General features: G+C 37.5%; 20 protein-coding genes. 12 read left to right on the top strand and 8 right to left on the bottom strand.

Features of this window, described 5'->3' with window-relative positions; translation table 11 throughout:
- Positions 1-26 precede the first annotated feature (26 nt).
- The 3 genes from AC2JF9_RS04695 to AC2JF9_RS04685 all read right to left on the bottom strand — a co-directional run bounded on the left by AC2JF9_RS04695 (position 27) and on the right by AC2JF9_RS04685 (position 4,171).
- Positions 27-1,100, bottom strand: a complete 1,074-nt coding sequence (locus AC2JF9_RS04695; RefSeq protein ID WP_500725634.1) for a P1 family peptidase — start codon at positions 1,098-1,100, stop codon at positions 27-29.
- Between the two features lie 227 nt (positions 1,101-1,327).
- Positions 1,328-2,149: a MucBP domain-containing protein gene (locus tag AC2JF9_RS04690; protein WP_500725633.1), complete on the bottom strand. Its 822-nt coding sequence runs from the start codon at positions 2,147-2,149 to the stop codon at positions 1,328-1,330.
- Positions 2,150-3,223: 1,074 nt separating this feature from the next.
- On the bottom strand, positions 3,224-4,171 hold the full coding sequence (locus AC2JF9_RS04685) for a class A sortase (RefSeq protein WP_500725632.1): 948 nt from the start codon (positions 4,169-4,171) through the stop codon (positions 3,224-3,226).
- Positions 4,172-4,425: 254 nt separating this feature from the next.
- Here AC2JF9_RS04685 and AC2JF9_RS04680 point away from each other — a divergent pair, with 254 nt between their 5' ends.
- From AC2JF9_RS04680 to AC2JF9_RS04665, 4 genes are all read left to right on the top strand, one after another.
- Positions 4,426-5,304 carry a PRD domain-containing protein gene (locus tag AC2JF9_RS04680; RefSeq protein WP_500725631.1) on the top strand — a complete coding sequence of 293 codons (879 nt, stop codon included), beginning with the start codon at positions 4,426-4,428 and terminating at the stop codon, positions 5,302-5,304.
- A 132-nt stretch (positions 5,305-5,436) separates the two neighbouring features.
- Positions 5,437-7,407: a beta-glucoside-specific PTS transporter subunit IIABC gene (locus tag AC2JF9_RS04675; protein WP_500725630.1), complete on the top strand. Its 1,971-nt coding sequence runs from the start codon at positions 5,437-5,439 to the stop codon at positions 7,405-7,407.
- Positions 7,408-7,431: 24 nt separating this feature from the next.
- On the top strand, positions 7,432-8,877 hold the full coding sequence (locus AC2JF9_RS04670; protein ID WP_500725629.1) for a glycoside hydrolase family 1 protein: 1,446 nt from the start codon (positions 7,432-7,434) through the stop codon (positions 8,875-8,877).
- Between the two features lie 166 nt (positions 8,878-9,043).
- Complete coding sequence (locus AC2JF9_RS04665) at positions 9,044-10,489, top strand: glycoside hydrolase family 1 protein (RefSeq protein ID WP_500725628.1); 1,446 nt, start codon at positions 9,044-9,046, stop codon at positions 10,487-10,489.
- A gap of 91 nt (positions 10,490-10,580) precedes the next feature.
- On the opposite strand, the gene AC2JF9_RS04660 is transcribed toward AC2JF9_RS04665, so the two are convergent.
- Positions 10,581-11,432, bottom strand: coding sequence for a helix-turn-helix domain-containing protein (locus AC2JF9_RS04660; protein ID WP_500725627.1), 852 nt, complete (start codon positions 11,430-11,432; stop codon positions 10,581-10,583).
- 110 nt (positions 11,433-11,542) lie between these two features.
- On the opposite strand from AC2JF9_RS04660, the gene AC2JF9_RS04655 reads away from it, so the two are divergent.
- A complete protein-coding gene (locus AC2JF9_RS04655; protein ID WP_500725626.1) occupies positions 11,543-12,778 on the top strand; it encodes an MFS transporter in 1,236 nt (411 codons plus the stop codon).
- Between the two features lie 35 nt (positions 12,779-12,813).
- Here AC2JF9_RS04655 and AC2JF9_RS04650 read toward each other — a convergent pair whose 3' ends face one another.
- Positions 12,814-14,049 (bottom strand): MFS transporter, encoded by a 1,236-nt coding sequence (locus AC2JF9_RS04650; protein WP_500725625.1) that lies wholly within the window; start codon positions 14,047-14,049, stop codon positions 12,814-12,816.
- A gap of 145 nt (positions 14,050-14,194) precedes the next feature.
- Here AC2JF9_RS04650 and AC2JF9_RS04645 point away from each other — a divergent pair, with 145 nt between their 5' ends.
- The gene (locus AC2JF9_RS04645) at positions 14,195-15,124 is read left to right on the top strand and encodes a cytochrome C5 (RefSeq protein ID WP_500725624.1); all 930 of its coding nucleotides are present in this window, start codon (positions 14,195-14,197) and stop codon (positions 15,122-15,124) included.
- 145 nt (positions 15,125-15,269) lie between these two features.
- On the opposite strand, the gene AC2JF9_RS04640 is transcribed toward AC2JF9_RS04645, so the two are convergent.
- Positions 15,270-18,263, bottom strand: coding sequence for a glycoside hydrolase family 31 family protein (locus AC2JF9_RS04640; RefSeq protein ID WP_500725623.1), 2,994 nt, complete (start codon positions 18,261-18,263; stop codon positions 15,270-15,272).
- A gap of 155 nt (positions 18,264-18,418) precedes the next feature.
- On the opposite strand from AC2JF9_RS04640, the gene nagA reads away from it, so the two are divergent.
- The 6 genes from nagA (at position 18,419) to AC2JF9_RS04610 (ending at position 24,881) form a co-directional block, all read left to right on the top strand.
- Positions 18,419-19,576 (top strand): N-acetylglucosamine-6-phosphate deacetylase, encoded by a 1,158-nt coding sequence (gene nagA / locus AC2JF9_RS04635; protein ID WP_500725622.1) that lies wholly within the window; start codon positions 18,419-18,421, stop codon positions 19,574-19,576.
- Positions 19,577-19,731: 155 nt separating this feature from the next.
- On the top strand, positions 19,732-20,400 hold the full coding sequence (locus AC2JF9_RS04630) for a type 1 glutamine amidotransferase (RefSeq protein ID WP_500725621.1): 669 nt from the start codon (positions 19,732-19,734) through the stop codon (positions 20,398-20,400).
- Between the two features lie 793 nt (positions 20,401-21,193).
- Complete coding sequence (locus AC2JF9_RS04625) at positions 21,194-22,087, top strand: ABC transporter ATP-binding protein (RefSeq protein WP_500725620.1); 894 nt, start codon at positions 21,194-21,196, stop codon at positions 22,085-22,087.
- Entirely contained in the window at positions 22,080-23,306 is a 1,227-nt protein-coding gene (locus AC2JF9_RS04620) for an ABC transporter permease (RefSeq protein WP_500725619.1), read from the top strand. The genes AC2JF9_RS04625 and AC2JF9_RS04620 overlap by 8 nt, the downstream gene beginning before the upstream one ends.
- Before the next feature lie 335 nt (positions 23,307-23,641).
- Positions 23,642-24,415, top strand: a complete 774-nt coding sequence (locus AC2JF9_RS04615) for an SDR family NAD(P)-dependent oxidoreductase (RefSeq protein ID WP_500725618.1) — start codon at positions 23,642-23,644, stop codon at positions 24,413-24,415.
- Positions 24,416-24,419: 4 nt separating this feature from the next.
- Positions 24,420-24,881 carry a MarR family winged helix-turn-helix transcriptional regulator gene (locus AC2JF9_RS04610; RefSeq protein WP_500725617.1) on the top strand — a complete coding sequence of 154 codons (462 nt, stop codon included), beginning with the start codon at positions 24,420-24,422 and terminating at the stop codon, positions 24,879-24,881.
- A 36-nt stretch (positions 24,882-24,917) separates the two neighbouring features.
- On the opposite strand, the gene AC2JF9_RS04605 is transcribed toward AC2JF9_RS04610, so the two are convergent.
- Both AC2JF9_RS04605 and AC2JF9_RS04600 read right to left on the bottom strand, forming a co-directional pair.
- Positions 24,918-25,394 carry a nucleoside 2-deoxyribosyltransferase gene (locus AC2JF9_RS04605; RefSeq protein ID WP_500725616.1) on the bottom strand — a complete coding sequence of 159 codons (477 nt, stop codon included), beginning with the start codon at positions 25,392-25,394 and terminating at the stop codon, positions 24,918-24,920.
- Positions 25,395-25,413: 19 nt separating this feature from the next.
- A complete protein-coding gene (locus AC2JF9_RS04600; protein WP_500725615.1) occupies positions 25,414-26,214 on the bottom strand; it encodes a tyrosine-protein phosphatase in 801 nt (266 codons plus the stop codon).
- Positions 26,215-26,324 lie beyond the last annotated feature (110 nt).

Here is a 26,324-nt window from a genome sequence, read left to right as displayed (position 1 = left end):
TGCTAATTCACGAGCTTTATTATTTTTTAAACTCCTAATTCCATTCGCAGAGCTAGCGCATCTTTGTCAGGTCCAAGCTTAGTTAAAGCATCTGATAAACCTAAAATTGGTTTGCCATCACGATCCGGAGTTGTTTTACTATGAACCAAGGAACTAAGAATGGCTTCGTTAACGATATCAACTGTAATTCTGAAATATTTATCGATTTTGTCATCAGTAATCGCCTGAATATAACTCAATTCGTGTTTAGGGAAATGGCTAACGCGATTTGCAGTAGAAAATGCTAAGGTAATTTCACCGCTACCATTGCCGCTAAAAGAGCCACTACGAGTAATACCAATACTAGAGCGCTTTGCGATTCGTTTTAATTGACGAGAATTGAAGGGGATGTCAGTTGCGATTATGGTGATAATGCTGCCTTTTTCTGTATTGTCTTTATTTTCAACAATCTTTTTGCCAATAGCATGGCCATATATGTTAAGATCAGCACTCAAGCCAAAGTTTGACATTACTAGGGCTCCCATAGTAAAAGTCTTGTCATCAATCTTAACCTGTCGTGAAGCTGATCCGATTCCCCCTTTAAGTTCGTAGCAACGCATCCCGGTTCCGGCGCCTACGCTACCTTCTTCAAAAGTGGTTGACGCAGCAGCAAAAGCATTGTTGACATCTTTTTCAGTTACGCCAAGATCACGAATGTGGTTAATACTACTATCATTGCATTCCATAACTGTAGGGTTAACGCTACCGGTTGAAAGGCCAATTTCAGGATTTTCATCAAGCATCCTTTTAACAAGCGCTGTTGTTGCGGTTCCTACGCTTAAAGTATTAGTTAAAACAATTGGAGTTTCAATTGTACCAAGCTCGTCAATTTGTACTAGTCCTGTGCTTTTTCCAAAGCCATTAATAACATGGCAGGCAGCCGGCATTTTGTGACGAAAAATATTATCCTGGCAAGGCAGAACTGCTGTTACTCCTGTTCTAAGACGGTCGGTGATAATGGTTTTATGACCAATGGTGATGCCAGGAACATCTGTAATTAAATTTCTAGGTCCTGCTGGTGTTGCACTAAGTGCAAATAAAAGCGGTTTGTTAAGTCCCATGAGTTTGCCTCGTTTGTAAAAGATAGTAAGTTAATTTTAGTATTTATTTATAGTTTGCGCAAAAAAGGAGTTACGTAATAAAAAGCCTAATTAAGTATATTATAAAAGGCACTCTTTTCATTTACTGAAGTAGAGTGCCTTTGGATTAACTTTTAGCTAATTTGATTACTGATTAAATACTATTGTTAGCGATAAACTCTTGAGTCTAAAATAAAATTCTAACTAATCTATTTTTTTCGGATACGCCATGCGCCTAACAGGCTTCCAAATAGTGATAAAGAACCAAGCCCTAATATTGTAGGCTGAATTTTTGCACTATTGTTAGTCTGAGGAAGTTTATTGGCAGTAAAATTAGCTTTATGGTTATTTTCTTCACTAGTTACACTGTGAGTAGTGATGCTAGCTTTACTCTTTGCAGCAGCACCCGAGTTTTCTAGGTCGGAACTGCTAGCTACAACCGGAATTTTCTTTTCATTAACACCAATAGCAATCGAATCTTGATCAACAATTGCTCCTTTTATATCGTAGGTATAGATAACATTTTGATTCTCAACAGTAAAAGTTCCAGTTGCATTTGCTGGAACAGTAGCGAGAACATACCTGTGAATATTGATAGCAGAAGTTGCATATCTTTCACCGGGCTTTCCAGTTAGAATTTTGTCTGGAGCTAAGGTCTTGCCAGTTCGATCTTGATAATGAGCTGTTACAAAAGTAGCTGGCTTTTCGGCAGTTGTTAAATCACCAATTTTATCTGAGGCAGCATTTAATACTAATGTTTCTGAAGCGGTTATTGCCGATTGCGGTTTAGTCTTTTTTTTCGTACTTGGAGATGCAGAAATATAGGTTTTTCTATCGGCTAATTTTGTTGTAGAACTAGCTTTCAACCCAAGTGTTTTGGTAGCAGCTTTCTTATTAGCTACGCGGTTTATGGGAGTCGCATATACTACTGCCGACTTAACATTAGCTGGTATCGCGCATAAAGCAACGATACCAACAGCACTTAACAATAATCTTTTGCTATTTTCTAATATATGTGCTTGTCTACTCATTTTATATACTTTATTTCATAATTTCCAGATTAGTTAAACATGTCTAATCATATGAATCAACTTTATACTACATATATTTTATCACGCCGGCTCAAGAAAGTGTAGTATAAATTAATAGTAAAGGGAGTATTTAGAAGTAGGTAAAGAAGATTGGTGTTATTTAAAAAAGAAGCAGCTTGCTGTAATAATAGAATAACCGACAATTTTTTAACCCATTGTTATTTTAAAAGCAGGCATAACATATGTAATTATGGTAGTGCTGTGACTGAAAAGCCTGTTAAAACAACATTTTAGACGAATTAACATTTGTGTAACGAACAAAGACTGTAGCGGATGATTTTTCCCGTTGCAACAGCGATCTTATATGTTTAATTTATTTATTAACTGCAAGAATTAACAAAAATAAAATGAATATAATAATACAACTTTTTCCTAAAAAGTGTTTAAAGAAGTAAGAAAGTAATTAAACGAGCCACTTTTGCCAATTAAAAACTGTTAATTGTTATCTTTAAAGGAAGAAATATAGCAGAACAATCTGTGTCGCTACTATAAATAGCTAAGCTCTAACTTGGTTATAAATCAGATAAATTCCCAGTAAGTTATGATTAATAGTTAGTGTGTTATTTATGTGAGGCTAATTTTCTAAGAAGAAAAAAAGGGTATATTTGCAAAAAATAAATTAAAGCTTTGAAGTATTGCTTTAGCACGGCAACTATTGAATGAGCCAAAATCACATCAGCGATTGACGAAAAAGGTGGTCAGAAAATCGAACAGAGTTCGCTTGATTAAAAAGGTGTAACTTTGGTCTATATTTCACACCATTTACGACCTGAAATTGAAAGACAATTTGATCAAATAATCGATTTGAATTAAAAGCAACCAAATAGTTTATTTGGTTGCTTTTAATGGCGGTTAGACTCTCCAATATTATGTGGTTTTTATAATTTGTTTCATTAAAAAGCGCCACTTCAGTTATTGACAACGAAGTAGGCGCATTAATAGTTATAAGTTATTTTTGGTAATTGCTTTTTTTGATTTTCCATCATTAATACTTCAGTAGTACGGAAGTAATGGCTATTTCCGCGAGAGCCAAATAGTTACTAATCGCCAAACTATAATTAATAGAAAAATAAGGTTGAAACCAATGATTACTACTTTGATGATATTCATGTCTTGAAAAAAGCGCGGCTTTGCTTCTGAACGGATCTGTTCGGCTTTCTTGACCGTCTTGTGTCCGTTTTTAGCTGGTAAAGAAACATTGTGCTTTTTAGTTGAACTAGTTTTATCAGTTAATTCCATCGCTTGAAGATTTTTCTTTGTTGCTTTAACTTTGCTGACTAAGTCTCCTTGAACAACGGTCCGATGTTGACCATAGCCGTACTTGGAGGTGTTGAAATCTGAGCAAGTAATTAAGGTAATCATGCTTTTGTCTTGAATATTGTTTTCGACTTCAACTTGAGTAGGCTTAACCGCAAAAGAAATGCTTTTGGTTTCATATGCATAAATATGATGTAGATCAGTAACATATATCATGTCGCCGGTTTTTGCGAGATGTAAGTTGTCCAAAACTGCCGGTCCGTATGATCCCATATAATGACCAGCTAAAACATAATTGTTTTTGCCACCCATTACTCGGTCGGGCAAACAAGTGACAACACCATATTCAAGGTTTTGATTTCGGTCACCGTATCCAGCAAATAGTGGATTATGAATGTTAACTGCTGGAATTGAAATTCGGCCGATAGCATACGCTTTAATTTGTCTGGAGCGTAAGACTCTAGATGTACTGATAGACTTTGTTTTGCTGGCATCATAGGTAGTCTTGCGTTTTTTATTTTCATCAGCCTTCTTAGCGGTAAGCTGAGAAGTTGCTTGATCGGCGTTTTGTTGTACAAGATATGAGCTGCCAAATCCTGAACCAAAAAAGATTAAAGTGACACCTAAATAAAAAAGTGCTCCGAAAAAAATGACGCTAATAGTAGCCCATATTTTATGTTTCAACGAATGATTTTCTTTAGCCATTAAGATAGCCCCTTATTTGATGAAATTTTTATTTCTTCCTATATTTAAATACAAATTTGGCTAAAGCTCAATTATTTGTAATAAAAGAAATGCAGACAAAAAATAATTAAATAAGTATTGAAATCGCTTAAATACTGATTTATAATCATAAATGTAAATAAGTGTGTTACTGATTCGATCAGGCATTAACCTATGAACAACAAGCGATTAGCGTTGGTCATAGGTTTTTTTATTGAAAAGAAGGAGTACGCTGAGTGAAATTTATCAAAAATTTTAACAATAATGCTGCTTTGGTGTCGGATGAATCTGGTGTTGATTGGGTAGTAATTGGAAATGGAATTGGATTCGGGAAAAAGCCTGGCGATTTAATTGACGAAGAGAAAATTACTCGCCGCTTCGTAGCGGTTGAAAAGAACATTGAGATGATTGAAAGTGTTAGCGATCTTGATACGCGTACATTATCGCTGACTACTGACGTAATCAACTTAGTTTCAAAGCGGCTGAACGTAAAATTTTCCGATTACCAGTATCTGGTTCTAGCTGATCACATTGACTTTATGCTGAAAAGAACCGATGAGGGGTTTGAATTAGGTCAGGATACACTTGGCTGGGAAATGGATAAACTGTTTCCGAAGGAGTATTCTGCTGCCAAAAGCGCATTGAAACTGATTGAAGAAAAAACAAATTTAGTTTTTCCAACATCAGAAACGGTGTATTTAACATATCACTTCATCAATGCAAGTTCTAATCAGACTAAACTTCAAGACACAATTAAAATTACCAAACTAATTCGTGGTGTAATTCAGATTATTGAGTACCAATACGGAATGCAGCTTGATACTGAGTCGTTTAATTTTAATCGATTCATTACTCATTTGCGTTCGTTTATGGTACGTCATATTTACGAAATTGGTGATGGTGGTGGCAGCGAGCTTGATAATTCTTTACTGGAGTTAATGAAAGTAAAGTACAAAAGAGCATACGAGACCGTTTTGAAAATTGGCACTTATTTATATGATCAAGCTGGTTGGAAACTGCAACCTGATGATGAGGTTTATTTAACACTTCATGTCTGGCGAGTAACGCACAGACAAAACAGTGGTGATTCAAAGCAGAATTCAGTCAGCAAATAATTAAAAAGTTTAAACGGTGTGTTACTGTTTTTAGCAGGCATTAACCCGAGAACATAAAGAAAATCAGATTGCATTATTTAATGTAGGAAATTTTCTTTATGTTCCCGGGTTTTGTAATTTATGGAGGAAAAGATGGCTTACGAAGAATTAAGTCGCGAGATTATCGCCAATGTTGGTGGTAAAGAAAATGTAGCTAGCGTGGTACATTGTACAACCCGTTTGCGTTTTAAATTGAAGGATACTTCAAAAGCAAATGATGAGAAAATGAGAGCAACGGACGGTGTTATCTCATTAGTTAAATCTGGTGGACAATATCAAGTTGTCATTGGTAATCATGTTTCTGATGTTTACGATACGCTCATTAAAATCGGTGGTTTTGGTGATGGCGGTGAAGTTCCCGATGACTACGTTGATACCAGTAATATGAGTTTATCAGATAAATTTATTGACCTGATTTCTGGAATTTTTAGCCCACTTCTGGGAACATTGTGTGCGGCTGGTATGATTAAAGGCTTTAATGCAATGTTCGTAGCCTTTGGCTGGGTATCAGCTACTAGCGGAACATACACTATCTTAAATGCAATCGGCGACAGTTTATTCTACTTCTTACCAGTTATTTTAGGTATTTCATCAGCTAAGAAATTTGGTCTTGATAGTTATCTAGGAGCAACAATTGGGGCAGCACTTTGCTACCCATCTATTGTGGCAATGGCAGGTAGCAAGACAGCTTTGTTTACAGTGTTTAAAGGCACTATTTTGCAAGCACCAGTTCATATGACTTTCTTGGGCATTCCAGTTATTTCAATGAACTATACTTCTTCTGTTATTCCGATTATTATTGCAATTTGGTTTGCTTCAAAGGTAAATAAGATAGCACGAAAGTACATTCCAGATGTGGTTAAAACCTTCTTAGCGCCATTTGTAGTTTTACTAATTACAGTTCCAATTACTTTCTTAATAATCGGACCTGTTGCTACTTGGGCTGGTAACATTATTGCTGCTGCCATAAGTGCAGTTTACAATTTCAGCCCAACTCTAGCTGGTATTTTGATGGGTGCCTTCTGGCAAGTATTTGTAATTTTCGGCGTTCACTGGGGCTTTGTTGCAGTCATGATGACCAACATTGCTGCCTTAGGTTATGATCCAATTGTTGGCTTGTCACTTGCTGCGTCATTTGCGCAAACCGGTGTTGTTTTAGCAATTATTTTCCAAACCAAGAACGAAAAGACTCGTAGTGTTGCTATTCCGGCCTTTGTTTCTGGAATATTTGGTGTTACTGAACCAGCAATTTACGGTATTACCTTGCCACGAAAGAGACCATTTGTTATCAGCTGTATTGCTTCTGCAATCGGTGGTGGCTTAATCGGTTTCTTTGGTACAAAACTCTACATGATGGCCGGAATGGGTATTTTCTCAATACCTGGTGTAATTGGTAAAGCTGGAGTAGATAGATCAGTATATGGCTTAATCATTGCCATGGTTGTTGCAACTGTGCTTGGTTTTGTTCTTCAAATGATCTTTGGCCGTAAATCAGTTGACGAACCTCTTGATGAGCAAGTTGCTCTTGCCAATGCTGATACCCCAGCAAACGAAGGTAATGAAAAAATAGCAGCTGAAACTGTAGTTCCAGCTGCTGAAGCTTCATACAATGAAGCCGAAAAACTAGTTGCACCGTTAAATGGTGAAATTGTTCCATTAAAAGATGTAAAAGACGAAGTATTTTCAAGTGGTTCAATGGGACAAGGTGTTGCTATTGACCCTAAAGACGGTAAAGTATGCTCACCATTTGACTGTGAAATTGCGATGACTTTCCCAACAGGACATGCTATCGGCTTGAAATCAACTAAAGGTGCTGAAGTGATGATTCATATTGGTATGGACACAGTTGAATTAGACGGCAAAGGCTTTAAAATATTAGTAGAGAAGGGTCAAACTGTTAAAGCAGGTGATCCGCTCATCGAGTTTGATTTGGAAGCCATTAAGAAAGCCGGCTACGAAGTTACAACTCCAATAATTGTTACTAATGCCAATAATTATCACAAGGTTAATGTAATTGCCAGTGGTAATGTCTCAATTGGTGACGAACTACTTGACTTAGAATAGTAAGAAAAGAAAGGAAGCTATTTTATGAAAACGAATAATTTTCCCGAAGGTTTTTTGTGGGGCGGAGCTACTGCTGCTAACCAACTAGAAGGTGCTTATCAAGACGGTGGTAAAGGCTTATCACTTCCTGATGTGTTACCTGGTGGTAAAGACCGAATGAAAATTGTTGCTTCACCTGATTTTGATTTCACTATTGATGCAAATAAAGTTTATCCAAATCATGTCGGAATTGATCATTATCATCGTTTCAAAGAAGACATTGCGCTGTTTGCGGAAATGGGCTTTAAGTGTTATCGAATGTCAATCGCTTGGTCCCGGATTTTTCCAAAGGGCGATGAAGAAAAACCTAATGAAGCTGGGCTCGAATTCTATGATGCTGTAATTGATGAGTGCTTGAAAAATGACATTGAACCAGTAATCACCATTTCACACTACGAACTGCCATTAAATCTCATTAAGGAATATGGTGGTTGGAAGAATAAGAAGTTAATTGACTTCTATGAACGCTTTGCTCGGACTGTGCTGACACGTTACCATAGCAAAGTTAAATACTGGATGACTTTTAACGAAATTAACAGTGCCGCCCATTTTCCAATCATGAGCCAAGGCCTAACTGCAAGCAATGGGGCAAATGATAAGAAGAATGTCTTCCAAGCTTGGCACAATCAATTTGTTGCTAGCGCCAAAGCAGTAAAAATTGGGCATGAATTAGATGCCAACTTAAAAATTGGCTGCATGATAATCTATGCTACAACTTATAGTTTTGATTCAGATCCGACTAACCAACTAGCTACTTTAAAGAATAATCAAGCAAATAACTTCTTCTGCGCTGATGTTCAAGTAAGGGGTCATTATCCTGCGTATACCGAAAGCTTGCTAGCCAGCAAAGGCGTTAAGCTAAGCGACCTTGATTGTACTGAAGATGAACTTGACTTATTGGCAAAATACCCAGTTGACTATATCGGTTTTAGCTACTATATGTCTTCTGTTGTTGATGTTACGCATGAAAACCATGAAGAAGTTAATGGCAACTTAATGGGAGGCGTTAAGAATCCATTCTTGAAGTCAAGTGAATGGGGCTGGCAAATTGACCCAACTGGTTTAAGAATTGCTCTTAACGAGTTATCAGACCGTTATGAAAAGCCATTGTTCATTGTTGAAAACGGTTTGGGTGCGGTTGATCAACCTGATGAAAATCATTATGTAGCTGATGACTATCGTATCGATTACTTGCGTGAACACGTTGAAGCCATTTCAGAAGCAATTGCTGATGGTGCTGACGTAATGGGTTACACACCATGGGGCTGTATTGATTTAGTCAGTGCTTCAACTGGAGAAATGTCTAAGCGTTACGGCTTTATCTATGTTGACGAAGACGACGAAGGTAAAGGCACTTTTAATCGCTACAAGAAGAAGTCCTTTGACTGGTACAAGAAGGTTATTAAGACTAATGGTGCTGATTTAGCCTAGGTGTCTAACTGTAACTGAAGTAAGAGATTTGACGTCTTCATCGTGACTAGCACTGTTTTAATTTGTGAATTGCGTAAATAAAATGAGCTAATTTCGCTTTTTTGTGAAACATGGAACTGTTTCTGTTGAGCTGTTAAATCTTAAATAGTAAAAAGGAGACTGTTTTATGAAAACGAATAATTTTCCCGAAGGTTTTTTGTGGGGCGGAGCTACTGCTGCTAACCAACTAGAAGGTGCTTATCAAGAAGGTGGTAAAGGCTTATCACTTGCTGATGTATTACCTGGTGGCAAGGACAGAATAAAAATTGTTGCTTCACCTGATTTTGATTTCACTATTGATGCAAATAAAGTTTATCCAAATCATGTTGGAAACGACCACTATCATCGTTTCAAAGAAGATATTGCGCTGTTTGCCGAAATGGGTTTTAAGTGTTATCGAATGTCAATTGCTTGGCCACGAATTTTTCCAAAGGGCGATGAAGAAAAACCTAATGAAGCTGGACTCGAATTCTATGATGCTTTAATTGATGAGTGCTTGAAAAATGACATTGAGCCGGTAATCACCATTTCACACTATGAAATGCCATTAAATCTAGTTAAAGAATACGGTGGCTGGAAGAATAAGAAGTTAATTGATTTTTACGAGCGTTTTGCTCGGACTGTGCTGACACGTTACCGTAGCAAAGTTAAATACTGGATGACTTTTAATGAAATTAACAGTGCATCGCATTTTCCAATTTTTAGTCAGGGCCTGACTACAAGTAATGGTGCAAATAATAAGAAGAATATTTTCCAAGCTTGGCACAATCAATTTGTTGCTAGCGCGAAAGCAGTAAAGGTTGGTCATGAATTAGATGCCAGTCTGCAGATTGGCTGTATGATTGCTTACACCACGACTTACAGTTTTGATTCTGATCCTGCTAATCAACTAGCTACTTTGAAAAACAATCAAGCAAATAACTTCTTCTGTGCTGACGTTCAAGCAAGAGGTCATTATCCTGCATATACTGAAAGTTTGCTAGCTAGCAATGGTGTTAAACTGTCTGATCTGGACTGTTCAGAAGAAGAATTAGCGTTATTAGCTAAGAATCCAGTTGACTATATCGGTTTTAGCTACTATATGTCTTCTGTTGTTGATGTTACGCATGAAAACCATGAAGAAGTTAACGGTAATTTAATGGGTGGCGTTAAGAATCCGTTCTTGAAGTCAAGTGAATGGGGCTGGCAAATTGACCCAACTGGTTTAAGAATTGCTCTTAATGAGCTATCAGACCGTTATGAAAAGCCATTGTTCATTGTTGAAAACGGTTTGGGTGCGGTTGATCAGCCCGATGAAAACCACTATGTAGCTGATGACTACCGTATCGATTACTTGCGTGAACACGTTGAAGCCATTTCAGAAGCAATTGCTGATGGTGCTGACGTAATGGGTTACACACCATGGGGCTGTATTGATTTAGTCAGTGCTTCAACTGGAGAAATGTCCAAACGATACGGCTTTATCTATGTTGATGAAGACGACGAAGGTAATGGAACTTTTGACCGTTACAAGAAGAAGTCCTTTGACTGGTACAAGAAGGTTATCAAAACTAACGGCGCTGATTTAGCATAGATTAATTTAATACAATAAAAATGAACCATATTCTATGATTAAAGTAGAACTTGGTTCATTTTTTGTTTGGAATTTCAAATTTACATTTTTATTAGCCTTTATTTTCGGCGATAAAATCATGTCCTTCTTTAGCAAACTGCTCCATTCCAATTTGTGCAAATTGCTGCAGTGTACTTTCACATTTATCTAAAAGTTCTTGCTTTTTGTTGTAATGATAGCTAATTAGATTTTTAAGTACTGAGATCATCATTTTATAAAAACACACTTCGGGGCTAACGGGAATTTCATATGCTGCTTTTAAGAATTCTTTAGTAGCATCATAATTTTTACGCTCAATGCACATAATGATTATGTTACTTAAGATGGCTAATACAATTCCCTGAATTATGTAATCAGTACTAGCTTTAAATTGCTTAATGATTTTCCTAGTAATGGTTAGATTACTTTCAAAATCGTAAAAATACATGAAATTGCAAAATATTTCTAACGAGTCTTTGTTTAATTCTTCAGCATTAAAGAATTCTTCTTTCAACTGGTTTTTAAGTTTAGGACTCAACTTTTTGGAAGAATCATTAATAATAGTTGAAAAGGCATCAATATCTAATATTAGCTTTTCTTTTTTTGGCAAGGCACTGTCAACAAGAGATAGACGAATGTCTTGCATTTTTTGCTTATCAGCCTGGTAATATGCGTTGACAATTTGTTGAACCAGGATATTGTATAAATCATCGTCAGTCATGCTTTGGTAATCTAATTCAGCAAAAAAATCTGCAATTTTAACGTTGTTATAGCGCAAAATTTCAGTCAAGTCTTCGGCTGAAATTCGGGTTGCATTCTTTTCGACTTTTGAATAAAAAGAGGGGCTGATAATGTTGCCAATCCATGCTTTGCGCGTTTTTCCCGCCGCGGTTCGATATTGTTTTAGTAAATCTCCAATAGTCATTTGATTAACCTGCTTTTAAAAATAAAAATGTCATATATGACATTTTGATATTGAAAATTATATCTCAAATATAATTAAAAATATCAACAAATTAACTAGGAGAGAAAACTATGGATGTATTTATTAAAAACAAAAATTATCGCAAGTTCTCAATTGCCAGCATCTTATCAACCGCTGGTGATATTCTTTTTTATCTAGCTTTGATGACATATGCCAGCAAGCTTAAAAATTATTCTCTTGCGCTATCACTGATAGCAATTTCGGAGTCTGTTCCAAGGCTTTTCTCTAGTCTTGGTGGGTATTTGGCCGACCGCACGCGCGATAAGTATGGCAAAACCGTTTGGCTAGCAATGATTAGAGGCGGGTTGTATTTATTTGTTGGAATTCTATTTAACCAGAACATCGCTGGTTGGAATCTTGTACTGATGGTAATTGTCATTAACTTTATTTCTGATTCAGTAGGCATTTATTCATCTGGGTTAGTGACACCACTGATTGTTGGGCTTGTTGAAGAAGACCAAGTCGCCGAAGCAGAAGGCTTTACTAGCGGTATTTCGCAAGTAATTACCATGATTGCTCAATTCGTTGGTTCAGGGATGCTTTTATTTATGTCCTATTCAGCTTTAGCAGTAGCCAATGGGCTAACTTTTATTGTGGCCGGGTTAATTTACTTAACTTTAGCTCGTAAGCATAAAAAAGAAACTCCCTTTGACAACCAAGAAGTTGATGATCAAAACTTTTTTAAGACTTTAGCCTTATCGTTTAAGCAGGTAAAAAAGGCCCAAGGATTGCTTACTACAACTCTTGTATGTGCTCTTTTAAATGGTATTTTAAGTACAATAGAGCCATTAGTTTCAATTGTTATTGCAGGTAATCGAGAGCAAATGATAATTGGAACTTACAGTTTTACAATTGCACTTTTAGGAGCAATTGCGGCTATTGGCATGGCCCTTGGAAGCATTTTTGGAACAAAGCTATTTAAAAACGTTTCACTATATGCTGTGGCTTTGTTTGCGACTGCTTCAGCAACCGGTGTGATTATGGCGATGATAGGTAAGCAAATCACTTTTATTTTAGTTATCTATTCTTTACTTGGATTCTTCTGCGGTATTGCCAGTCCCAAATTGACGCAGTGGATGGTAGGGACGGTTGATCGCAAAATTTTAGCTTCATCAGTTGGGTTATTGAACACGATTCTCGTTGTTGTTGGTCCCTTAATGACAACTGCATTTACAACAATTTCAGCTGTGAGTCAGATAGACTACGCGTTAGGGGCACTATTAGTCACTAGTGTCGTGATTTTTATTATTACTTTTGCTGTAATGAACAAGGTGAAAAAAGCATAAAAAAGTCTAATCTCTGATGATTAGACTTTTTGTGATTATCTATTTACTTTTCTAAGGCTGAAAAAGATGATTAAAATAAAGTTGATAAGTAGAGTACAGCCGGTTGTCCAGAATACCGCTGAGTAATTAAATACACCTGATATAGTTGATCCCATAATCGAACCAAAAACTGAGCCAACAGCTTGAAAAGATTGGTTATAACTAAAAATTCGACCAAAACTTTCTGCCGGAGTGTTCAGAGTTAAAACAGTTTGAGCAGCTGGTAACATTGCCGCACTGGCGATACCCAGTAAAAAACGCAGACCAGCAAGTAGCCACGGTGAGTGAGTAAGTGCCATTGGTACAAATAAAATTGCTCCCATCAGAAGACCAACGCGTAAAATTTTTAATGGCCCGATTTCATCCATTTTATGCCCGATTCTTGAAGCTGCAATTAAGGTACCAAGACCTGGTGTGGCAGCAACAATTCCGGCTACAAAAGCGATGTTTTTACTATTAGGCATCATTGACTTTACGTAAAGAGAAACAATTGGATCAATAGACATGTTTGCTGCTTGTACAAGTAGAGTAGTGGCAAACATAGCTACAATTAACTTGACGTTAGGCAAAGTGTGCATGATTTCTTTCATTGGCTTCATTTCTTCACGTGAAATCGGCGTAAAGTCCTCTTTGACCAGGAAAGTTGATCCTAAAAAGACAAGAACCATTAAAAAGCCCGTAATGAAAAATGGAATGCGGTAGCCCCAAGCCCCACCAAGCCAATTGCCAAAGAAGTTAGATAATATACCTCCTAAAAGCGGTCCAACTAAGTTTCCTGCTGTTCCCGCAGTCATCATTTGGCTCATTACCCAGCCACTTTTTTGATGAGGGGTTTCGCCGGCGATTAATGCAGTTGCGTTATTGATATATCCCGAAAAAGCTCCCTGAATAAACCGCATCACCACAATGTACATGGCATTAGGCGCAAAGCCAGTTGCTGTAATTGTCAAAGCCATGACACCTGAGGCGCGCATACACATTAATTTGCGTCCCTTGCGATCAGCTAGATTTCCCCAATAAGGAGAAACTATTGCCTGGGCAATAAAAGTCATGGCAAATGCAAGTCCAGAATAAAGGCTAATTTGTAATTGGCTATAATGACCAAGATCAGCAATAAAAAGCGATATAAACGGCATGGTCATTGAGTAGCCCATGCCAGTAATGAAACAGCCTAGCCATAAAGTATAAAAAGCCTTGTGCCAACCATCAGGTAGTTTATCAGAACTTTTCAAAACATCCTCATCTTTCTTTTTTAACTTTTTAAAAAACACTATCTTTTTTTATTCTAGCACAAAAAAATTGCTAAGAATTTGCTAAAACTATCATCTGGCTTAAAAAACGTGATAGGATATTCAATCTGAAAGGAAGATGTGCTATATGAGTAAAGATTCACACATAACTAGGCGTGAATATCGTAAAAGACAGGTTCATAAAGCTGCAACTGCGAAACCCCATACTTTAAATCAGCGCAGTAAAGAAACTGCTAGTGCTCCAACTCGTACAGATTATCGCCACCTAAAGTTGAATTTCTGGCAAATATTTTCAGATCGCCCATATGTCGGAGTAGCAATAGTAGTGCTAGCCATTTTCTTTGTGATGGCTAAGTTATGGTGGCTATTAGCTTTATTAGCAGTTATTGTCACGATTGGGATTTTTGTTATTGGTCACAGTCATCATCCCAATCGGGTTCTTAGTTTAGAATTCACCATGAAAGCTAAGCGAAAGTTAAATATGTTGCGGGCACTGCAATTTGGTGGCGCAATTCTTATGTTTCTAGCTACTTATATGAAAAAAGTAGTAACTGTTAACTTTCCCGCAGCTGGTTCAACCGATGGATTACAAGTCGTTCAAGGTATTTTGTCGAATCGAGGAGGTGTCTATGGTCAACGCGGTTCATACATTTTGAGCTTGCTTAACACTTTTACTGGAGGGCAGCTGTGGGGCAAATATCGCTACGCAACTAATAGTGCGCAAATGATGAGTAGTGGTGCTGGAAGGCTTATTATTATGTGGATTTTACTTTTAATGATTGCTCCAGCTTTTTGTGTTATGGCGCAGTTTTTCCGTGAACCGTATTCTAGAAATACTGCCCTTGTTTCAGCAATTGTGGCAACAGTTAGTTTTGTTTTGACGCCGCGTCTGCTTAGCAAGTGGATTGTTGAATACGCAATGGAAAATCACATGACCAATGCGCAAGCCCAAGCTGCCATTAGCATCGGGCCGATGGCTTATGTTGCTATGCTCTGTGCGGTTTTGGTTTTAGTGATTTCTATATACCGAGTGATTAAGCAAGACCGTTTCGAGTAAATTCCTTGAGCTGACGTCCAGCTTTTATTTACTCTAGAAAAACGAAATTTTGCGTGCAAAAAAGGCTAACAGTTGTTAGCCTTTTTGTTTTATAAGTTTAGCACCACTTGAAATTAACTTAAGCAATCAAAGCGTAAGTTTCAAGCTAGCTTTTAGCTCGGAAAAAGATTACTTCTCTTGCTGCGATAATTGGGCCAGAAGACTGGTAGATGGCAAGTTTAACCGATTTAGCGCGAACATCACGTAAGCCAATCACTTTATTTTTACTGTCTGCTTTCCATTGGAGATGTTCTACATAAGTCGTGTAATTCACGCCATCATTTGAAATAGCGAGACTAATATCAGTTGGATCTCCACTATGGTCAATGTTACGCGGAACAAATGACATGCGGCTTAACTTTTCAATATCATTAAAAGTAAATGTTAGTATCAATGGATTGTCGAGAGAAATTGCTTGTTCAGTTTGCCATTCGCTAGCTGGCTTTAAATCAGTTAGATATTCCAGCGGATGGTCTAGTCGACTTGAGAAATTGCATGCCACTGATATATCTTCAATAGCGTAATCCTCGGCAGCGTGTTTGGTAATTATACCAAAGAGTTCAGACCATTTTGACACTTTATTCTGAGATACGTAACGCATGCGAATAATGTAACGAGTGTTAGGTTTTAACTCATGAAACGTGAAACTATTACCCCGAATTCCGGTATAGAGAATGCCGTTAATTTCAACTTGAACCTCACTGGCTTTCGACCATGCCAGTTCGAACGAATGTGCTGTTATTTTGCCTGCATCAACTGCTGGTAATTTAGGTGATGGTAAAAGTCCACTGGTAATTTCGCCTAGCATGACTTTATTGTTATACGAATAGTTGTAAATAACCACCTGGATTCTGGTACAAGTAACATCATGGTTTGCAATCTTGATTTGAATGGCTTGTTGCTTTTTACCATGATATTGTTCAAATTCAGGCAGTGAATAGTTGGCATTAAAGAAAATCCCTTCATCCACTTGATTAAAAGTGCTAGCCGAGCTGTAAAAGTGCATCGGAATGGTCTGATCATTTAGTTTAACTGTAATTTTGTCAGGAAAAGAATCTGACAAGATAGTCAAATTAGTGGTCTGCTCAGCTTTAAAGCTAGAATAATTGCCCTCGACTGGATCAACTGTAATTGTTAGCTTTTCGGTATTCACCGCACTGCTGAGATGAGTCTGGCAATGATTTTCTTCAAAGTCACTGCTATCGTCATCATCATAAATTACCGTTTCGCTATTTCCTTGTGGATAGAAAAGATAATCGCGGTTACCAAAATCAAAAATACTACCGCCACGAACAAAAACTGGTAAATGCCAAGTTGGGTATGACAAAGTGTTATAAACGCGACCGCCGCCGTACTTTTCACCTGTAAAGAGATCAATCCACATCGTGTGCGCGTTTGGCAAATAAAGGTTATCTTTACGGGCGTTGCCAGCAGCGTCTTCCCGGCCACAAGAAATTGGCGCAATTAAAAGACTACTGCCAAGCATAAATTCACTGTCAAATTGATCAGTATAATTTACTTGCTCCTCAGCAAATTCAATAAAAAGTGGTCGTAAAATTGGATAACCAGCACGTGCTTGTACATTGAGTGTATGTAAGTAGCTGGCTAGCTTAGCACGTAGCCTTAAATACGCCCGGTTGATATCGACGATGTTCTTATTATAAGCAAATGGTGTTTTACTGAAGTCACCTTGATTATCAAGATTAAATAAAAGCGGTGTAAAAGCTTTCCATTCAAAGTCACGTACATTAATTTGCGCATTTCCGCCGCCGTGAATGCCATCAATTGCAGCACCAGTAAGTGGCTGACCGGAAAGGTTTGAGCCAATGATGCCTGCAACTTGAGTTGCTATGTTTTCCCAGTTTCCACCGACATCACCATAAACGAGTGCCGACTCTTTTTGCATACCCATGAAGTTATTGCTATTGAGAACAAAGGAACGTTGGTCTGGTAGCTTGTTTTTTAATTTTTCCGAGTCTAATGCAGTCAAAGCACTGTTATCAGTGAAGGCAAAAGCAGTTTTTTCTGGGATGGTTACATCATCTTTATGCCAGAAACCGGGATGAATACCTTGATTTAAGGCGTAGTCATTAAAAAAGCTAAGAGCTTGGTCAGAATTGGTTTGCACGCCATAGTTTGGAACAAACCAGCCTAAGTTAAAGTGCAGCGCATGGTAACGATCTAACATGGCACGAGCTGAAAACTGATAGTTTTCTTCGCCATTTAATGATGCCTTACCTGAAGCAGCATTTTCATCGGCAGTCCGCGTATAAAAATCATTGCCAATTCTAGTTGCATTACGAACTGCTGCCTGACTTGGCTGCCATAATGTCGTGCAGAAATTACCGATATGTCCTAATTTTAAAGTGTATTTTGGCAACAAAGTTGGCTTGCCAGTCAATTGATAATATTTTGTCAGAATTGACTGTGGCGTATTTCCGATAAGATAGAAGCTGTCAAAAATTTGGTCATGGTGACTAAGTGTAGTTAAATTATGATCTTGTTTGCCAAAATCATAAGTACCAACTTGTGCTGTATTGCGCAATTCACCAAAGCCGGCATTCGACCAAAAAAATGGCACTTGACTAATTACGCCATCTTTTCCGGTAATTCGGTCACATTTAATGTCAATTTTGTGGCCTTTATGACTAAAATAACCATTTTGTAGACCACCGCCGAAGTAAAATTCATTTTTATTTTGAACTAAATATTCACTAGTTTGATTATCTGCTAGCTCAAGTGGCTGTGCTTGCGACAATATGGTTTTGTGCAAAGATTCGTCAAAAATACTCAGCACCACTGGTTTTTGACCAAAAATGATTTGATAATTTCCTGAGTGAATAATCAATGAATCGCTGGTTGCGCGTACTTGCGAACGCTCAAAAACAGTATTGTCAAAGTTAGCTAATTGAATAAACGAGGTATGGTTGTCATTAAATACTTTATTTGGATCAATAAAAAGGCGAAAGATGCCATCCGCCAAGATATAAAAATGAGCAACTTCACCAGTGGCAAAGTATAGTTCATAATAGTTTTCACATCTGTTTGCCCCAGTCAATGCCCCTAATTGATGTTCGTTTGTTTGCGTGTTATTTATCATAATTTTAGCTTCCTATTAGTCTACCTATTACCATTATAACTAAAAAATTAAAACTTTTTGTAGTATTTGTGGTTGAACTGGTAAATACCAGTTTATTAGGATAAAATTATCTTATAAATACCAAAAATAAAACTTTAAGAGAAAGGCAAAAAATTATGACCTATTTTATTCAAGCAGACAAGTTCTTTCTTGAAAATGTAACCGAAGAAGGCGGCTATCTAGAAGTTCAAGACGACGGTAAGTTTGGTTATTACTATCCTGAAGACAAGAAACCAGAAGGTAAAATCTTGGACTATCGAGGTAAGTGGATTGCGCCCGGTTTAGTTGACACCCATGTTCACGGCTCGCTCAAAGAAGATGTTATGGTGAGTGACTGGGACGGAATTAACCATTTAGCTGAAGGCTTTTTGCGTTCAGGCGTTACAAGCTGGTTGCCGACAACTTATACTGCAGATGCTGATACGTTATCCGGAATTTGTGAGATGTTTGGTGCCCACAAGGGCGAAGGAACGGGTGCCAAAATTCAGGGCTTACATTTTGAAGGGCCTTACTTTACAGCCGAGCATGCTGGTGCAGAAAATCCAAAGTATCTGCTTGATCCAGATATTGACCAATTTAACGACTGGCGTGAAAAATCGAACGGACTGCTTAACAAAATTTCACTTGCGCCAGAAAGAAAAGGTGCCAAAGAGTTTATTCGTAAAGTTGTCCAAGAAGGCGTTGTTGTTTCCTTAGGACACTCAAGCGCAAACTATGCTGAAGCAAAAGCTGGTGTTGAAGCTGGTGCAACTATGTTCACACACACTTTCAATGGGATGCCTGATCCGTCTCACCATGATTCCTCAATTTCAAATGCGGCTATGTCTTTGCATAATGTTACTGATGAACTAATTTGCGATGGTCACCACGTTAAAAAGGAAATGGTTCGTGCTCTTATACAACTTAAAGGGCCAGAGCACATTTGTTTAATTACCGACTGTATGGAGGCTGGAATGATGCCTGACGGCGACTACATGCTGGGCGAACTGCCAGTATATGTTAGAGATGGAATGGCTCGTCTTAAAGGCAGTAACAATCTTGCTGGCAGTATTTTGCAGTTAAATGTTGCGGTAAAGAACGTTGTTGATTGGAATGCAGCTACTCCAGAAGAAGCAATTATGATGGCTGCTTATGCTCCAGCTAAGAGTGCTAATATTCTAGATAAATGTGGTTCAATTGCGCCAGATAAGGCAGCTGATTTTATTGTACTGAATCCAGATATGACTTTGGCTGAAACATATTTAAATGGTAAGTCGCGGTACATTGCCAAGTAATTAAATATCATAACTTTAAAAACTCCTGATAGATTATTACCTATCAGGAGTTTTTGATTGAGCAATTGGTGAAAATTGTGAGTTTATTTATACAACCAAGGCTAACATAGAGTAATATACTAAATATAATATGCTATGTTTTTTTGAGGTTCATTATGATTATTAACGTTTTACAGCACACACCAAATGAAGGTCCCGGTTCTATACAAGAATGGGCTCATTTGCACCACCATGATTTCTACGTCTATCATCCGTATCAGTTCGGTATTTTACCTACAGCGGAAGAAACAGATTTTTTGGTTATTTTAGGTGGACCAATGAGTCCTAACGATGATTTGCCGTGGATTAAGCAGGAACGACAATTAATTAAAAAGTTGTTGGATGAACAAGTTCCGATTTTAGGAATTTGCTATGGGGCACAGCAAATAGTGAAGACTTTGGGCTATCAAGTTAAAAAAGCCCCCGTCAAAGAAGTAGGCTGGAGCCCGGTTAGCTTGCAAACAAGCATGATTAAAGGCTTACCGCATGAATTGACTGTTTTGCACTGGCATGAAGAAATGTTTGAAATACCTAAAGAGGCAAAAGTTTTGTTTTCAAATGATAATTTGACCAATCAAGGATTTGTTTTAGGTCATCAGGCTGTTGGCTTACAATTCCATTTAGAGCCGGAAAGCGACAATGTTAAAGAAATTGTCGTTAATGATGCGCAATATCTTGCTGGCTCAGTTTTCAACCAATCTGCTAAACAGATTATGGAAACTTCGGTGCCAGAAAAAAATAAAGCTGCAATGTTTGAAATATTAGATTACCTTGCTTCATTTTAATCAGCTGCAACTGTCATTGTAGATTAACTATGGATTTTCTAAAAAAGCAAGAACTGCCAGTTATGGCGTTGGAGGTATAGGCCGATACCAAACTTGGTGGCAGTACCCTCAGCCCTATACGCGTGGACGTTATGGTTATGCAGTTTTAAGCAGTGAAATTGCTGGCTTCGTAGGAAAAATCATGTTTCCAAGCACAGCCTTTTAAATGGATGGAATGATGAAAAGTTTTCGAAATTAAGAGAGTTACTGGAGTTTCTTAAAAAGCGTTTATAGACGAAGCAGATATAGACGAACCAGATGCTATTGAAGCACTCAAAAGGTCGAAAGCTTATAAAGACTATGAAGATTATCGTAATAACTGGATGTACTCATTTGATAACTATGTATTTAAAGTAGTTAATTTTGATGAATCTGCTTTAGAACATGGTCAATACTATATCTAATTTTATTACCCAGACAAAAGGCAGTGACTTCGCTGCCTTTTGTTATAGCATGATATGAACAATAGGGTACGAGTAATAAACATAGATAATAAATTTCTCTTTACCAGCAAATTGCAGACCAAATAAAGGCAGTTTAAGCAAAAGTTTGCTCAAGAAATTGCACAAGATTAAGCTGATTTACTAATCCATTGCGATATTAACGGTGGATTTCCTTATAATGAAAGCTTTGCAGTCTCTACCATGAAAAGATCAGTCTATTATCTATATGAAATTAAAAAATGGTTAGACTTATATTAATCACTAGGGTATAATCAGGGTATTTTAAGCTTATATTAATAAGGAGGCTAGCAATGTTAAAAGTAGAACATTTAAGCAAAGAATTCAACTCTTTATGCGCACTGCAAGACGTTAATTTTACAGTTGAACCTGGACAGATTATGGGTTTAATTGGTCAAAACGGCGCTGGCAAAACTACCTCTTTTCACAGTATATTAAACTTTCTTCACTATGTCGGAAGAATTACGTGGCAGAATCAGCCAATTACTGAAAAAACTTTTAATACAATTGGCTATTTGCCAGAAGAACGAAGTTTACTTCCAAAAATGACAGTTGAACAACAAATTGTTTATTTGGCCCAATTAAAGGGTTGCACTGCTAAAGCAATCACACCGCAAATAGATGATTGGCTTAAGCGCTTTGATGTTAAGGGCCAAAAAAATGACAAGATCAAGACTTTGTCTAAGGGTAATCAACAAAAGGTTCAGTTAATCTGTACGCTGATTCATCAGCCAAAATTGCTTATTCTGGATGAGCCGTTTAGTGGCTTGGATCCAGTTAACGCCGATCTCCTAAAAAGGGCAATTTTAAATGCGAAACAGCAACAGGCGGCTATTATTTTTTCGAGTCACGATATGACAAATGTCGAAGAGCTTTGCGACACATTAATCATGCTGAAAAACGGCCATGTAGTCTTAAGCGGTGAACTGGAAACGGTACGTGAGTCTTTTGGCAAGACAGAAATTTTTGTTAAAACAGACAAGACACAAGCCGAACTTGAACAATTGCCACATGTGCAAAAGGTTGAGCAAAAGCACGACCGCTATCTCTTACGGCTCGATAATGAAAAAAGCGGTCCGGAAGTCTTTAACGAGCTGACTCATGGTAACTATATTGAAGAATTTAGTCAGCAGCCGCCGAGTTTAGACGAAATATTCAGAATGGAAGCAGGTGAAGAACATGAATAAAATGTGGCTTGTTGCGCGGCAAACATACTGGCACCAAATTAAGTCGTGGTCCTTTGTTATATTGGTATTAACACCCTTTTTGCTAGTTGGATTCTCATTTTTCGGCGGAATGTTTGGTGAAAATAGCAGTTCTGATAATGACCAAATCGCGGTGGTGAGTCAGAATTCACAGCTGCGCGCAAACTTTATCAGACAAAATAAAGCCAAGGTAAGTGCAGCATTTAAGACTGAAAAAAGTGCACAAAAGGCGGTGAAAAACGAAAAAGTAGCGGGCTATGTTATATTCAAATTAGACAATGGGCAAGTTCAGACCAATTATCATGGTGTTTCGGAAATTGATAGCGCATTAAAGGCGAAAATTCAAGGTTACACGCAAACGGTGCAAAGCCAGCTCAATATCCAAAAAGCGCAACTTTCGCCAAAACAGTTCAACGCCCTAAGGCAGCAGCCACGATACAGTGAAGTGATTGAAAAGAGGCAGGCAGACGACAAATTAGCTAAGTATATTTCCTTTTTTGCAATGGTAATGATGGTTTACATGATTTTAATTTTATACGGCAGCATAACGGCCCAGGAAATAGCCGCCGAAAAGGGCACTAAAATTATGGAGATCATCTTTTCCAGTACTACGGCAGCCAAATATTTTGTCGGCAAAATTCTCGGTATATTTGGCGTAATTCTTACACAAGTGGTTATCTATATTATTGGAGGCGGAATAATTTACAAAATTGCGCAAACCGCCCAAAAAACCGCTCATTTTTTCATCAGCAACGAGCAAATCATTAACAAGGTGCTGGGCAATTTGCTTAATGTCAACTTGGTCTTTTTAGTTCTTGGCGTAGTTATCTATACTATTCTCGCTGCATTTTCAGGAGCTTTGGTAGCCAAACCGGAAGATTCTTCCAAAGCTGCTTCAGGAGTTGCTACCGTTGCAATAATTGCGTTCTTTCTCACCATTATGTTTTTCCAGGATCCTGAACAAATTTTTGCCAAAATCCTGTCGTACGTGCCGTTCTTTTCTTCATTTGTGATGCCGCTAAGAGTAATTAACGGCCACGTCAGCATGATCGAAGTTGCGGTTTCACTGCTAGTTTTGGTGGTGGCCATTGTCTGCTTAACAACGTACATCAGTAAGATTTATCAGGGCGTAATTTTGCAAACGGATGATACCAGTCTTTGGAAAAGGCTTAAGCGTGGACTTTCATATAGTAAAGCTTAGTTTGGTAGAAATACTGAGGTTGAATTAATCGCCTTGGTATTTTTTTATTAAAATTACTGGTTTCTTTTGCGTAATAGATAAAATCAGAACAAATGTTAATTTTGATGAAACCATACCATTTCTAATTTTTCAGTCAAACAAGAGGCAGTGACTTCGCTGCCTTTTTAGTTTTTATAACGTAGTTTGAGAGAGAAAATGAACTAGAAAGCTATTTTCTTGCGTCGTTTCATTTTTTGAACCTTTTTGTAAGCAAAATATCTTTATCTTTATTCTTTTTCGGTGTAATATATGTCTAAACATACATGTTTAGACATATATTTAAGTGAGGAAAAAATATGGAAAAATTTACATTAATTACAGGCGCGTCTTCAGGTATAGGAAAGGCATTTGCAGAATATTATGCTAAAGAAAAGCAGAACTTAATATTGATTGCTCGGTCAGAAAAGCGATTAGCAGACTTAAAGCAAAAATTAGAAACGGAGTACAAAGTTAAAGTACAAATTCTTTGTTTTGACTTGTCAGAGCAAGAAAGTGCTCCAAAGATTTTTAATTTAGTTAAGGAAGAAAATATTTTTGTTGACACTTTAGTGAACTGTGCCGGGTTTGGTTTAAGTGGTAGCGTAAATGACTTAAGCTACGAGAAACAACACCAGCAAATTAATTTGAACGTCACAGCCGTATTTGATTTAACTAAGCTCTTTTTGAAACCAATGGTGGAACAAGATACTGGCACAATTATTAATGTAGCATCGACCTCTGGCTACCATCCTATCCCAACTATGGCAGTCTACGCTGCAAGTAAAGCTTTTGTTTTATCTTTTACCGAGGCATTAGCGACTGAATGTGCTCAAACGAATGTAAAGGTTCTTGCTATTAGTCCCGGAGCTACCGATACGAATTTCTTTTCAGCTGGTGGAGGCGTGTCCTATGGTAATTTACGAACCCCAGAGCATGTTGTCCAAGTGGCAATTAATGCGTTAAACAAGGGCAAAATTTCCAAAATTGACGGTTTTAATAATTATGTTACAAGTACTTTTTTACCAAGACTATTACCTAGGAAACAAATGGCAAAATTAGTATATAATATAATGAAAAAGCAATTGGAGTGATTTTTTGCACGATATTGAAGAATTACGTTACCTTATCAAAGCAGTTGATAAAGAAGGCGATTTAAACTATGCTCACAGACTAAAGACGATAAATATCACGCCAAGTCAATATGAAGTATTAAAAATACTATCTTTGAAAAATGGGCGGTCTATTTCAGAAATTGGCGAATTGCTTATCTGTGGATCAGAAAACCCCAGCCGGCTAATTGATCGCTTAGTTGCCAAAAAGCTAGTTAAAAAAAATAATAGTAAAAAAGATAGTAGGATAGTTAATATTTGGATAACGTCTGAGGGCAAAGCGGTCTTAAAAAAGGCGCAAATAATTGAAACAGAATTTGATGCGCATATTACTGCGGAACTTACTAAAGACATTACCGTTCAACGTTTGCTAAAAATCTTAAAAAAGCAGGTTGAAGGTACGAAAACTTTAGCCAAAATTGAAAAAAGAAAAAGTATCGAACAATAAAAGGTCTAGGAAATTTTCCTAGACCTTTTCAATGATTTAATATACTGCACCGTCATAGAAGTTAAAGCGTGCTTTGTTAAAGTCAAAGTCTTTTAATTCGCTAATCTTAACGGCATTATCACAAACGCCCCAACTCATTAAGTTAATTGGCTTTCCGTAGTCTTCATCTGGAATTACTAAAACAATGTACTTGCCTTGTGACATCGCATAGCCAAGTTCCATTCCAAGGCCAACGTCTTCTTCTTCTGGTAAATAAACGCCAATCATAATATCGCTACCTTTAATGCCTGTTAAATCACCACGATAGGTAGCAGTGGCCCATTCACGGTCGTGTAAATATTCGGGATGCTCGGCAACATTAATGCCCTGATATTGATGATCTAGCGGAACATAGCTATTTTCAAGGTCGATTGTCGGATTTTCTTCCAAGGCCTTCATTGCGTCCTTGTATGCTTTATTTTGCTTTTCATTAAACCAACCAGCACCAAAATATACAGTTTTTGTTTTACTCATCTTCATCCTCCTCTATATTCTATTTGAGATAGATTTTGCGCAACATACTGATCTCGTCATCAGTTATTTTTATAATATCATGTATGTAGTTTTGCACGCCACCATAGTTTTTATTTAATGTTTCGATAATATGATCAATGTATTCGGGATGTACGGTTTGCAAGTCTTTTAAGATGCTTAGATTAGTTTCGTTGGCACCTTCATTTTTTGCTTTTTGTAAAAAGCCGTTAACAAAGTCAGTGGTTGCTGCATTAGTAAAAAGGTAATCTTGCCTAATCGTTTCTTGAGGAACGCCTAATGCGGATAAGATTAATAGTGCCCCAAATCCAGTTCGGTCTTTTCCAGCAGTACAGTGAAAAATCACACTTTTATCATCTTCCGTGTTGGCCAACAAAATATCGAAAAAGCGACGATATGCTTGCTGGGCAGACGCGCTTTTAATCATGTCGTCATATGCAATAAACATGTGCTTAAAGCCAGCTTTGGGATCCTGCTCTTCTTCACTTAAAATTTCGTCAATGGTCTTTGAAGAATCAGTTAAATCTTGGCTAAAAACGGGATCAAAGTCATAAGTTGCTCCTTCTGGTACCCGGTCAGGTTCACGCTCAACTTCGTCTTTACTTCTGAAGTCTACAATGTACTTAACACCGTAGTTTTGTAAGAAATTAAGATCATCTTCGTCAAGAGTTGCTAAGTTTGCGCTTCTGAGCAGTTTATGCTTTTTGATTGTCTGGCCGCTTGTAGTTTCATAACCGCCTAATTCACGGAAGTTGCGACCGTTTTTAATTTCAAGTAATTGATTCTCTAGTTTTATGGTCATTGATTCCTCCACCTTTTACCATTTTAATGAACAACATTTAGTTATCATTTTAGCAATAAATCTATGCGCAAACAATTATATATAAAAAAAGTAATGTGCAATCGAATTAT

This window comes from Lactobacillus sp. C449L, assembly GCF_059900815.1.
The sequence above is the reverse complement of the archived record's forward strand: the minus strand, read 5'-3'. Positions and strand labels throughout refer to the sequence as shown.

Excerpts from the sequence above, each read along its gene's own strand:
- AC2JF9_RS04695 (WP_500725634.1), bottom strand. The coding sequence starts at position 1,100 with ATGGGACTTAACAAACCGCTTTTATTTGCACTTAGTGCAACACCAGCA.
- AC2JF9_RS04690 (WP_500725633.1), bottom strand. The coding sequence starts at position 2,149 with ATGAGTAGACAAGCACATATATTAGAAAATAGCAAAAGATTATTGTTA.
- AC2JF9_RS04685 (WP_500725632.1), bottom strand. The coding sequence starts at position 4,171 with ATGGCTAAAGAAAATCATTCGTTGAAACATAAAATATGGGCTACTATT.
- AC2JF9_RS04675 (WP_500725630.1), top strand. The coding sequence starts at position 5,437 with ATGGCTTACGAAGAATTAAGTCGCGAGATTATCGCCAATGTTGGTGGT.
- AC2JF9_RS04670 (WP_500725629.1), top strand. The coding sequence starts at position 7,432 with ATGAAAACGAATAATTTTCCCGAAGGTTTTTTGTGGGGCGGAGCTACT.
- AC2JF9_RS04665 (WP_500725628.1), top strand. The coding sequence starts at position 9,044 with ATGAAAACGAATAATTTTCCCGAAGGTTTTTTGTGGGGCGGAGCTACT.
- AC2JF9_RS04660 (WP_500725627.1), bottom strand. The coding sequence starts at position 11,432 with ATGACTATTGGAGATTTACTAAAACAATATCGAACCGCGGCGGGAAAA.
- AC2JF9_RS04655 (WP_500725626.1), top strand. The coding sequence starts at position 11,543 with ATGGATGTATTTATTAAAAACAAAAATTATCGCAAGTTCTCAATTGCC.
- AC2JF9_RS04645 (WP_500725624.1), top strand. The coding sequence starts at position 14,195 with ATGAGTAAAGATTCACACATAACTAGGCGTGAATATCGTAAAAGACAG.
- AC2JF9_RS04640 (WP_500725623.1), bottom strand. The coding sequence starts at position 18,263 with ATGATAAATAACACGCAAACAAACGAACATCAATTAGGGGCATTGACT.
- nagA (WP_500725622.1), top strand. The coding sequence starts at position 18,419 with ATGACCTATTTTATTCAAGCAGACAAGTTCTTTCTTGAAAATGTAACC.
- AC2JF9_RS04630 (WP_500725621.1), top strand. The coding sequence starts at position 19,732 with ATGATTATTAACGTTTTACAGCACACACCAAATGAAGGTCCCGGTTCT.
- AC2JF9_RS04625 (WP_500725620.1), top strand. The coding sequence starts at position 21,194 with ATGTTAAAAGTAGAACATTTAAGCAAAGAATTCAACTCTTTATGCGCA.
- AC2JF9_RS04620 (WP_500725619.1), top strand. The coding sequence starts at position 22,080 with ATGAATAAAATGTGGCTTGTTGCGCGGCAAACATACTGGCACCAAATT.
- AC2JF9_RS04615 (WP_500725618.1), top strand. The coding sequence starts at position 23,642 with ATGGAAAAATTTACATTAATTACAGGCGCGTCTTCAGGTATAGGAAAG.
- AC2JF9_RS04605 (WP_500725616.1), bottom strand. The coding sequence starts at position 25,394 with ATGAGTAAAACAAAAACTGTATATTTTGGTGCTGGTTGGTTTAATGAA.
- AC2JF9_RS04600 (WP_500725615.1), bottom strand. The coding sequence starts at position 26,214 with ATGACCATAAAACTAGAGAATCAATTACTTGAAATTAAAAACGGTCGC.